Below are 9,270 nucleotides of genomic sequence, written 5' to 3'. Positions count from 1 at the left end.
TTGGCGATTCCTAGCGATTGGTGACCGGGTACACACCCTGTGGGCGCCAGAGCAGGATGGCGACCATCAGCGCGATGTTCGAGAACAGTGCGGCCTTGGGCATCAGGAAGCCGGTGTAGTTGGCCATCAGTCCGACCAGCAGCGCGCCGATCAGGCAGCCCACGGTCGAACCCAGGCCGCCGATCATGATGACGATGAAGATAAGCACGTTAACTTGCGCGCCCAGTTGCGGCACGATGGATTGTTGGTACAGTCCCCACAAGACGCCGCCCAGGCCGGCGAGCATCGATCCGGCGACGAATACGCCGACGAACAGGTGGCGAATGCGATAGCCCAGGCTTTCGACCATCTCGCGGTCTTCGACGCCGGCGCGGATCAGCAGGCCCAGCTTGGTACGGTTCAGCAACCACAGCATGCCGCCCAGCACCGCCAGCCCCACGACCAGCGCGACGACGCGGAACTTCTCGATGGCCGCGTCGCCGACCAGCAGCGCTCCCCGCAGCGCCTCGGGCAGGGGCAGCGACAACGTCTGCGGCCCCCACAGCATCTTGATGATCTCCTCGCCGATGATCATGCCGCCCATGGTGATGAGGATCTGCTTCAGATGCTGGCCATAGACCGGTCGCACGATCACGCGCTCGAATGCCACGCCCACCGCGCCGGCCACCAGCATGCCGACGATCATGGCGGGCAGCACCGCAGCCAGGTTCAGCCACAGGCTGCCGGACTGCGTCCAGTCGGACATCGAGCCCAGCACCGTGGCGGCCATATAGGCGCCGATGGCGATGAACAGGCCGTGGCCGAAATTCAGCACGTCCATCAGGCCGAACACCAGCGTCATGCCGGAAGCGACGATGAAGATGATCATGCCCATCGCCAGACCGGCGAAGGTCAGCGTCACCCAGGTCGAAAGCGAGCCGACCAGCGGCAGCGCGATGGCGGCCAATGCCAGCACCAGCAGCGCCGGGCGCAGGTCGGCTCGCGTTTGCGGCAGCGGTGTATCGATATCGGCTGCGCTCATTGGTGCGCTCCCAGTGACAGGCCCAGCAGGCGCGTCTGCAAGGCCTCGTCCTGCGCCAGCGCGGCCATGCCGCCCGCATGTACCACGCGGCCGTCGTCCATGACCGCGACGTGGTCGCCCACCTGGCGCGCGAAATTGAAGTTCTGCTCCACCAGCAGGATGGTGGTGGAGGCCTGCTTGAGTTCGATGAAGGCGTCGATCATGTTCTGGATGATGGCGGGCGCCAGGCCCTTGCTGGGTTCGTCGACCAGCAGCAGGCGGCGCGGCTCGATGATGGCGCGCGCGACCGCCAGCATCTGCTTCTGGCCGCCCGACAGCTTGCCGGCGGGGTGAAGCCAGAATTTCCGCAGCGCCGGGAAGAAGCCGAAGATCCATTCCAGCCGCGCGGTGTCGAGCTGCGCGGCGCTGCGCGCCTGGCGCGCGGCCAGCAGGATGTTCTCTTTCACCGACAGGTCGGCGAAGATGCCCATGTTCTCCGGCACGTAGGCGATGCCCTGGCGCGCCATGTCGGGCGGCGAGGTGCGCACGCCCGGGCCGCCGACCGCGGCGCCGTCGAAGCCGATGTGGCCCTGCGTCGCCTTCCAAAGGCCCATGATGGTGCGCAGCGTGGTGGTCTTGCCGGCGCCGTTGCGGCCCAGCAGCATGGTGACGCCCGCGGCCGGCACGGACAGGTCCACGCCGTGCAGGATGTGATACGCGCCGATGTGTGTGTGCACATCCTTCAGTTCCAGCAGGGCTGCGGCGCTCATGTCGTTGTCTCCGGCAGGCTGGCGCCCAGATAGGCCTGCTGTACGATCGGAGAGGCGATCACCTCGGCCGGATCGCCGTCGGCCATCAGCTCGCCGTTGTGCAGCACCACGATGCGGTCCGCCAGTTCGCGCACCACGTCCATTTTGTGTTCCACCAGCAGGATGGTCTTGGACCGGTCGGCCTTGATTTCGCGGATCAGGTCCAGCACCACGGGCACGTCGTCCACGCTCATGCCGGCGGTGGGTTCGTCGAACATGAACACCTGCGGCTCCAGCGCGATCAACATGGCGATTTCAAGTTTGCGCTGGTCGCCATGCGGCAGATCGGCTGCAGCCTGGTCGCGGCGAGCCGTGAGCCGCGTGCGTTCGAGGAGCGCGTCGGCGCGTTGCAGCAGCGCGCGGTCTGTATCCCAGGTACGCCAGAAGCGGATCTGGCGCCAACCCAGGCCTTGCTGGCGCGACTGCAACGCCAGTCGTACGTTCTCGCGCACCGACAACCGCGGGAACAACTGCGTCAGCTGGAAGGCGCGGCCAAGACCGGCGTGCATGCGGGCTGGCGCCGACAGGCAGGTCAGATCGCGGCCGTCCAGGCGCACCGATCCGGAACTGGCGCGCAGTTGGCCCGAGATCAGGTTGAAGTAAGTGGTCTTGCCCGCGCCATTGGGGCCGACGATGGCCGTCAGGCTGCCCGGCGAGAAGCGGCAGCTTACCGCGTTGACGGCCACGTGGCCGCCGAAGCGGATCGTGAGCGATTGGGTTTCCAGCATGAGGGGCTGTGCTCAGCGTTTGTTCTGGATCGGCACTGCCATTTGGTCGGGCGTGATTTCCTTGACCAGGTCCTGCACTGCCCACGGCACCGAGGCGTCATCCTTGATGCGGAAGTGGTACATCGACTGCATGGCCTGGTGGTCCTCCGGGCGGAAAGTCATCTTGCCCTTGGGCGTATCGAAGCTCATGCCTTCCATCGCCTTGATCAGCGTATCGGTGTCGCTCTTGCCGGCAGTCTTGTTCAAGGCCGCCACGATGGCGATGCCGGCCGACATGCCGCCCGCCGTGAAGAAGTCCGGCGGCTGGCCATAGCGCTTCTGGTGTTCGGCCACCAGCCAGTCGTTGACCGGATTCTTGGGGATGCCGTAGTAGTAGTAAGTCGCTCCTTCCATGCCGGCCAGCGACTTGAGCGGCGTCATTGCGGCCAGGGTGTTGCCGCCAGTGGCGATCTCGATGCCGAAGCGCTTCGGGTCCAGGTCGGCGATCTTGAAGGGATTGCCGGCGCCGGCCCACAGAATGAAGATGATCTTGCGGCCGGGCTTGTCCTTGAGCGCATCGAACAGACGCTGCGCCCCCGCGGTGAAGTCGGTGGCGTTGGCCGGCAGATATTCCTCATGCACGATCTTGGCCTGCTTGAGCGCGCCCTTGAAGGCCTTGACGCCGTCGCGGCCGAACGCGTAGTCCTGCGCCAGCATGGCGATGGAGGTGCCGGGCTGGTCGAAGGCCACGGCATTGGCGATGGCGTCCTGCGAGGAATTGCGGCCGGTGCGGAAGATGTACTTGTTCCACTTGGCGCCGGTGATCGAGTCGGCGACCGCCGGTTCGACCAGCAGGATCTTCTCGTACTCCTCGGCGATCGGTAGCATGGCCAGCGCCACGCCAGATGATGTCGGCCCAACCGCGATGTCGGCATCGTCGTCGGCGTAAGCCGAGGCAAGCTCGGCGCGGGCGACGTCGGGCTTGCCCTGGTTGTCTTTCTCGATGACGCGGATCTTGCGTCCGGCTACCGTCATAGTGCCCTGGGTGGCGTACTCCAGGCCCAGCATCAGGCCGTTCTGGGTCTGTTTGGCATAGGCCTCGAGCGGCCCGGTCTTGTCGTAGACGTGTGCCACGACAAAGTCCTTGGCCGCGGCGACGGAACTCAGGCACAGGGTGGCCAGTGCGGCGAGCAGGATGCGTTTCATGGGAGTCTCCTTGATCCTAGATGGCGCCGGCGGCTGCGCTGGCGGCCGGCGTGGCGAGAAATTGGCGGACGGCCTCGATCTGCGGCGCGACGTTCAGCGCCGGTGCGTGGCCGCAGTCCGGAAAGTCGATACGTTGCGCGCGCGGACCGCGCCGAGTCATGGCGTCGGCGACCTCGGGCAGCAGCAGGTCGGAGTCGGCGCCGCGCAACAGCAGCAATGGCACGCGCAGGGTGTCGTATTCGGTCCAGCGCTCATAGTCGGTCGGGTGATGGTGGAACTGGCCGACGATGGCCGGATCGTAATGCGCCGTGACGCGGCCGTCGGGCAGGCGTCGCATCGAGGTCTCGGCCATGCGGCGCCATTGGGCATCGCTCTGCCAGCCATACGGCTTATAGGCGGCGCGCAACCAGGCTTCCAGTTCAGTGACGGTATCGAAGGCGGGCGGATTGCCGGCGTAGGCCAGGATGCGATCGATGGCCGGCTGCGGCAGCGACGGGCCGATGTCGTTGACCACCAGGTGCGTGATCCGGTCCTTGAGCGTGGTGGCCGCGGCGTACATGCCGGTGGCGCCGCCCATCGAGGTGCCGACCCAGCGCACGCGGTCCAGCGCCAGGCCGTCGACCAGCGCGCGCGCCAGCCGGGCGTAGAAATCGAGCCGGTATTCGGCCACCGGATCCGGGCTCCATTGCGACAGGCCACGGCCGATCGTGTCGGGGCAGATGATGCGGTAGTCGCCGGCCAGCGCCTGCGCTAGATCGTCGAAGTCGCGGCCGGTGCGGGCCAGGCCGTGCCACATGATGAGCGCGGGGGCGTCCGGGCGGCCCCATTCGGTGTAATGCAGCTCGCGGCCTTCGCAGCGCAGATAGCGCGAAGCCGGCGCGTGGCGAGCGGCCAGGGCGGGCGCGTTGGCCATGGGTCTCCTCCCGGGTTGTCCAGGTTGTATGCTTGTGGCGCTGACTATAGACTTGCGCGAGGCGTGGCCACAATGCGCCGGACCGCCCGCGGCAGGGTGGATCAAGAATATGTAGACGCAGGGTCATGAACGCCCGGCCGACCCCCGCGAACCAGGAGACCGCGCCATGCCCGACACGGAATTCGCCACTTCGGCCATCGCTGGCGCCGAGCGGTACGAGCAATGGCGCGCGGCGCTGTCGGATGCCTTCGGGCCGTTCGAGGTGCACCATGGCCAGGCCGGCCAGTTCGCCGGCCATGTGCGCTACGTGCGGCGCGCCAGCCTGCAGTTCAACGACCTGCACTATCAGGGACAGAAGATCGAGCGCACCGCCGGCAATGCCTCGCGGCTGGACCAGGAGTTCTACACCTTCGGCCTGCCATTGGCGGGGCCGCTGGCGGTGGTGCAGCAAGGGCGCGCGTTCCAGGTCGAGCCTGGCTGCGTCTATCTGATGAACCAGAGCTTGCCCTACCAGGCCACGGCGCTTGGCGCCGAAGGCTACCGCAGCCTGAGCGTGTCGTTTCCACGCAGCGCCTTGTCGCAGCGCGATTCGCGCATCGGCCCCTTCTACAAGCTGCGCGTCGACGATGGTTCGCCGCGCGGGGCGATGCTGGCCAGCTATATGGACCACCTGTTCAAGGGACTGGACGGCTGGTCGCCCGCCGAGGCGGCCGAGCTGGGCGAGCGGCTGATTGACCTGATCGTGCTGTTTCTGGTGCAACCGGGGCAAGGCCATGCCTCGGAAGCCGACAGCAGCGTGACCATGGCGCATCGCCAGCGCGCCATGGCGTACATCCGCCAGCACCTGGCCGATCCGGCGCTGTCGCCGCAGCGCGTGGCGCAGGGCTGTGGTTTGTCGGTGGCCTATCTGCACCGCATTTTCCAGGCGGGCGATCTGTCGGTGGAGAGCTTCGTTTTCGACCAGCGCCTGGAGCGCTGCCGCGAACTGCTGCTGAATCCCGCGCAGCGCCACCGCAGCATCGCCGAGCTGGCCTACCAGGCCGGCTTTGCCCATCCTTCACATTTCAGCCGGCTGTTCAAGCGCCGCTTTGGCCTGTCGCCGCGCGAATGGCGCGCGCGCGGCTAGGTCCGCGGCGCGCCGGCCGGCAATGAAAAAGGCCCGCTTGCGCGGGCCTTGTCGTACGCACTGGCAATCAGATGTGCGTGATGTACTTCGTGACCAGGTAGCCGTCGAACGTTTCCAGGCCGCCTTCGCTGCCGATGCCGCTGTCCTTGATGCCTCCGAACGGCGTCTCGGCCAGTGCGCTGCCGAAATGGTTGATGTTGACCATGCCGGCTTCCAGGCCGTTGGAGACCTTGGTGGCGGTCTGCAGCGAGTTGGTGAAGACGTAGGAAGACAGGCCGAACGGCAGGCTGTTGGCGCGCGCCAGTACTTCATCGGTGTCGGTGAAGCGGACCACCGGCGCCACCGGGCCGAAGGGTTCCTCGGTCATCAGCATGGAATTGTCGGGCAGGTCGGTCACGACCGTGGGGGCGAAGAAGAAGCCCTTGCGGTCCAGCGGGCCTCCGCCGACCACCACCTTGCCGCCGTGCTTCTTGGCGTCGTCGATGAAGGCGCTCATGGCGGGCACGCGGCGCTCGTGCGCCAGCGGACCCATGTCGGTGCCGGCTTCCAGGCCGTCGCCGACCTTGATGTTCTTGAGCACGTCGGAGAAACGCGCCAGGAACTGCTCGTAGGCGCCGTTCTGGACGTAGAAGCGGGTCGGCGAGACACACACCTGGCCGGCGTTGCGGATCTTGAACTTGGCCAGCATGGTGGCGGCGCGGTCAATGTCGGCGTCGTCGAACACCAGCACCGGCGAGTGGCCGCCCAGTTCCATGGTGACGCGCTTCATGTGCGCGCCGGCCAGCGCGGCCAGCTGCTTGCCCACCGGCACGGAACCGGTGAACGAGACCTTGCGCACGATCGGCGAACGGATCAGGTAGTCGGAGATCTTGGCGGGCTCGCCCCAGACGATGTTCAGGCAGCCCTTGGGCAGGCCGGCGTCGTGGAACATGCGGGCGATCGCCATGACGGCGCTGGGCGAGTCTTCCGGACCCTTCAGCACGACCGTGCAGCCGGCGCCGAGCGCGGCGGCGATCTTGCGGATGGCCTGGTTGTACGGGAAGTTCCAGGGCGTGAAGGCGGCGCAGACGCCGATCGGTTCGCGCACCACGATCTGGCGCACGTCCGGATTGCGCGGCGGGATCACGCGGCCGTAGATGCGGCGGCATTCCTCGGCGTGCCAGTCGGCGTGTTCGGCGCAGGAGGTGACTTCGCCGACGGCTTCGGCCAGGGGCTTGCCCTGGTCCAGCGTCATGTTGCGGCCGATTTCCTTGGCGCGCTCGCGCGACAGGGTGGCGACCTTGCGCAGGATGGCGGAACGATCCATGGGAGAAGATTTCTTCCAGGATTCGAACGCGCGCTGGGCGGCCGCCAGCGCACGGTCCAGATCCGCTTCGGTGGCGTGGGGCAACTGGCCTAGCACTTCCAGCGTGGCCGGGTTGATGACGTCCTGGGTGCGCCTGCCCTCGCCGGCGATGAATTCGCCGTCGATATACAGCGCCAACTGTTCATACATGCCTGTCTTTCCTTGCGAAATAGAAGTGGGTAGCGATCGCAATCGCCCATGCCAGTCTAAACCAGCTTGTGCGCGGCGGGGAGATCCAATCCCCGCCGCCGCCTAGGAGCCAATGGCCGGGCACTTGCGTGCACGGGGCCGGCTGGACAAAATGGTGCATCTTTGGCTGTCTCTACAGATACTCATTGTGCAACCCGTCGATACGCGTCCGCCCAGCCAGCCCAGTGCCTATTCCCGCATCTTCTTCCGTTTCATCGATTGGTTGCGCCACCGCATCGCGCAGGCCTCGCTGGTGGGGGATCATCCAATCTTCCAGAACCGCCAGTTCCCCTGGCTGCGGCGGCTGGAGGCCCAGACGCCCGCCATCCGCGCCGAGCTGACCGCCCTGCTGGCCGAGCGCGAACAGTTGCCGTCCTTCCACGAACTGTCCCCCGATGTGGGAATGATCACGTCCGACGACCAGTGGAAGACTTTTGTCTTCATGGGCTACGGCCTGCGCTCGGACCGCAATCTGGCCCGTTGCCCGGCAACCGCCCAGGCGCTGCGTGACATTCCCGGGCTGCGCACCGCGTTTTTCTCCATCCTGGAGCCGGGCAAGCGCATTCCCCTGCACACCGGGCCTTACAACGGGGTGCTGCGCCTGCACCTGGGGCTGGTGGTGCCGGAACCGGCCGACCGTTGCTGGATCGAGGTGGGCGGCCAGCGCTATCATTGGAAGGAAGGCGAGGCGGTGGTGTTCGATGATCTCTACCCTCACCAGGTGCACAACGACACCACCGGCCTGCGCGCTGTTCTGTTCGTCGATTTCGAGCGTCCCTGTCGCGCGCCGATCCGGTGGCTCAACCGTTTGGTGCTGATGGCCGCGCCGTTCACGGACGAGATCCGCCGCGGCAAGGCCAACCACGATGCCTGGGAGCGCAAGTACTACCGGAATAAAACGGGGGCGGATTGACACCGCCCCCCCTGGCGGGCGGGAGGCAGTTGTCCACAGGGGCTGTGGCGTATTTGCTCACTCTGCGAGAAAGGACTTGCGCTCAAAATATAACCAGGCTAGAATGGTCAGCTTTCCCAGATTGTCGATTGGCCTGGAACTAGCCGGGCCAGCGTGTTGGGGGAATACCCGCAGGATTTCAACCCAGGGTCGTTGCGTTGCCACCGGTTGATGGTTTTGAGGCGAAAAGCTCGGAACCAGCCAACAACAAAGCAGGGCGGCTGACCTGACGGGACCAAAACTGGCAGGAATTGCAGTGTTCCCTTTTTTGGGGAAAACCGTATTTCCAGTTAAGTTGGAACAGGAAAAATCATGATCCAAATGCAGACCACGCTGGACGTGGCCGATAACACTGGTGCGCGTCATGTCATGTGCATTAAGGTGCTCGGTGGCTCCAAGCGCCGTTATGCCGGTATCGGCGACATCATCAAGGTGAGCGTCAAAGATGCGGCTCCGCGCGGACGCGTCAAGAAAGGCGAAATTTACAATGCCGTGGTGGTTCGTACCGCCAAGGGCGTGCGCCGTAAGGACGGTTCGCTGATTCGTTTCGGTGGCAATGCCGCCGTGTTGCTCAACGCCAAGCTGGAGCCTATCGGCACCCGCATCTTCGGACCCGTTACGCGTGAACTGCGTACCGAGAAGTTCATGAAGATCGTGTCGCTGGCCCCGGAAGTGCTGTAAGGAGCCCTACGATGAACAACATTCGTAAAGGCGACGAAGTCATCGTCCTGACCGGCCGCGACAAGAAGCGTCGCGGTACCGTGCTGGCGCGCGTCGATGCCGACCATGTTCTGGTCGAAGGCGTCAACGTCGTCAAGAAGCACGTGAAAGCCAACCCGATGGCCAACAACCCGGGTGGCATCGTCGAAAAGACCATGCCGATCCACATCTCGAATGTGGCGCTCTTCAACCCCGCCACCGGTCGTGGCGACCGCGTGGGCGTGCAAGAAGTCGACGGCCGCAAGGTTCGCGTGTTCCGTTCCAATGGTGCCGTTGTCGGCGCCAAGGCGTAAGGGGCGATAG

Annotated in this window: 10 protein-coding genes; 4 read left to right on the top strand and 6 right to left on the bottom strand. The window is 65.5% G+C overall.

The genetic code is table 11. From position 1 onward, the window contains the following. Positions 1-10: 10 nt before the first annotated feature. The 5 genes from AC6LKG_RS07780 to AC6LKG_RS07760 are packed head-to-tail and all read right to left on the bottom strand — an operon-like array spanning position 11 to position 4,635. Positions 11-1,021 (bottom strand): branched-chain amino acid ABC transporter permease, encoded by a 1,011-nt coding sequence (locus tag AC6LKG_RS07780; RefSeq protein ID WP_498163783.1) that lies wholly within the window; start codon positions 1,019-1,021, stop codon positions 11-13. After that, positions 1,018-1,770 (bottom strand): ABC transporter ATP-binding protein, encoded by a 753-nt coding sequence (locus AC6LKG_RS07775; protein WP_498163782.1) that lies wholly within the window; start codon positions 1,768-1,770, stop codon positions 1,018-1,020. Before AC6LKG_RS07775 ends, AC6LKG_RS07780 begins: the two co-directional genes overlap by 4 nt. Next, positions 1,767-2,537 (bottom strand): ABC transporter ATP-binding protein, encoded by a 771-nt coding sequence (locus AC6LKG_RS07770; RefSeq protein ID WP_498163781.1) that lies wholly within the window; start codon positions 2,535-2,537, stop codon positions 1,767-1,769. Before AC6LKG_RS07770 ends, AC6LKG_RS07775 begins: the two co-directional genes overlap by 4 nt. A gap of 12 nt (positions 2,538-2,549) precedes the next feature. Further along, the gene (locus tag AC6LKG_RS07765; RefSeq protein ID WP_498163780.1) at positions 2,550-3,722 is read right to left on the bottom strand and encodes a substrate-binding domain-containing protein; all 1,173 of its coding nucleotides are present in this window, start codon (positions 3,720-3,722) and stop codon (positions 2,550-2,552) included. Between the two features lie 16 nt (positions 3,723-3,738). Continuing rightward, complete coding sequence (locus AC6LKG_RS07760; RefSeq protein WP_498163779.1) at positions 3,739-4,635, bottom strand: alpha/beta fold hydrolase; 897 nt, start codon at positions 4,633-4,635, stop codon at positions 3,739-3,741. 166 nt (positions 4,636-4,801) lie between these two features. Here AC6LKG_RS07760 and AC6LKG_RS07755 point away from each other — a divergent pair, with 166 nt between their 5' ends. After that, positions 4,802-5,761 carry a helix-turn-helix domain-containing protein gene (locus AC6LKG_RS07755; RefSeq protein WP_498163778.1) on the top strand — a complete coding sequence of 320 codons (960 nt, stop codon included), beginning with the start codon at positions 4,802-4,804 and terminating at the stop codon, positions 5,759-5,761. Between the two features lie 67 nt (positions 5,762-5,828). On the opposite strand, the gene AC6LKG_RS07750 is transcribed toward AC6LKG_RS07755, so the two are convergent. Next, positions 5,829-7,256, bottom strand: a complete 1,428-nt coding sequence (locus tag AC6LKG_RS07750; protein WP_498163777.1) for an NAD-dependent succinate-semialdehyde dehydrogenase — start codon at positions 7,254-7,256, stop codon at positions 5,829-5,831. 187 nt (positions 7,257-7,443) lie between these two features. Between AC6LKG_RS07750 and AC6LKG_RS07745 the strand changes: the two genes are divergently transcribed. The 3 genes from AC6LKG_RS07745 to rplX all read left to right on the top strand — a co-directional run bounded on the left by AC6LKG_RS07745 (position 7,444) and on the right by rplX (position 9,260). Further along, positions 7,444-8,208 carry an aspartyl/asparaginyl beta-hydroxylase domain-containing protein gene (locus AC6LKG_RS07745; RefSeq protein WP_498163776.1) on the top strand — a complete coding sequence of 255 codons (765 nt, stop codon included), beginning with the start codon at positions 7,444-7,446 and terminating at the stop codon, positions 8,206-8,208. A 351-nt stretch (positions 8,209-8,559) separates the two neighbouring features. Next, on the top strand, positions 8,560-8,928 hold the full coding sequence (gene rplN / locus AC6LKG_RS07740) for a 50S ribosomal protein L14 (protein WP_006216531.1): 369 nt from the start codon (positions 8,560-8,562) through the stop codon (positions 8,926-8,928). Positions 8,929-8,939: 11 nt separating this feature from the next. Next, positions 8,940-9,260: a 50S ribosomal protein L24 gene (rplX, locus tag AC6LKG_RS07735; RefSeq protein WP_498163775.1), complete on the top strand. Its 321-nt coding sequence runs from the start codon at positions 8,940-8,942 to the stop codon at positions 9,258-9,260. Positions 9,261-9,270 lie beyond the last annotated feature (10 nt).

This window comes from Achromobacter sp. 46006, assembly GCF_059761975.1.
Note: the sequence above shows the minus strand (reverse complement) of the source record. Positions and strands in the feature narration are given on the sequence as shown.

What these genes read in the sequence shown, in the direction of transcription:
- AC6LKG_RS07780 (WP_498163783.1), bottom strand. Translation starts at nt 1,021, where the DNA reads ATGAGCGCAGCCGATATCGATACACCGCTGCCGCAAACGCGAGCCGAC.
- AC6LKG_RS07775 (WP_498163782.1), bottom strand. Translation starts at nt 1,770, where the DNA reads ATGAGCGCCGCAGCCCTGCTGGAACTGAAGGATGTGCACACACACATC.
- AC6LKG_RS07770 (WP_498163781.1), bottom strand. Translation starts at nt 2,537, where the DNA reads ATGCTGGAAACCCAATCGCTCACGATCCGCTTCGGCGGCCACGTGGCC.
- AC6LKG_RS07765 (WP_498163780.1), bottom strand. Translation starts at nt 3,722, where the DNA reads ATGAAACGCATCCTGCTCGCCGCACTGGCCACCCTGTGCCTGAGTTCC.
- AC6LKG_RS07760 (WP_498163779.1), bottom strand. Translation starts at nt 4,635, where the DNA reads ATGGCCAACGCGCCCGCCCTGGCCGCTCGCCACGCGCCGGCTTCGCGC.
- AC6LKG_RS07755 (WP_498163778.1), top strand. Translation starts at nt 4,802, where the DNA reads ATGCCCGACACGGAATTCGCCACTTCGGCCATCGCTGGCGCCGAGCGG.
- AC6LKG_RS07750 (WP_498163777.1), bottom strand. Translation starts at nt 7,256, where the DNA reads ATGTATGAACAGTTGGCGCTGTATATCGACGGCGAATTCATCGCCGGC.
- rplN (WP_006216531.1), top strand. Translation starts at nt 8,560, where the DNA reads ATGATCCAAATGCAGACCACGCTGGACGTGGCCGATAACACTGGTGCG.
- rplX (WP_498163775.1), top strand. Translation starts at nt 8,940, where the DNA reads ATGAACAACATTCGTAAAGGCGACGAAGTCATCGTCCTGACCGGCCGC.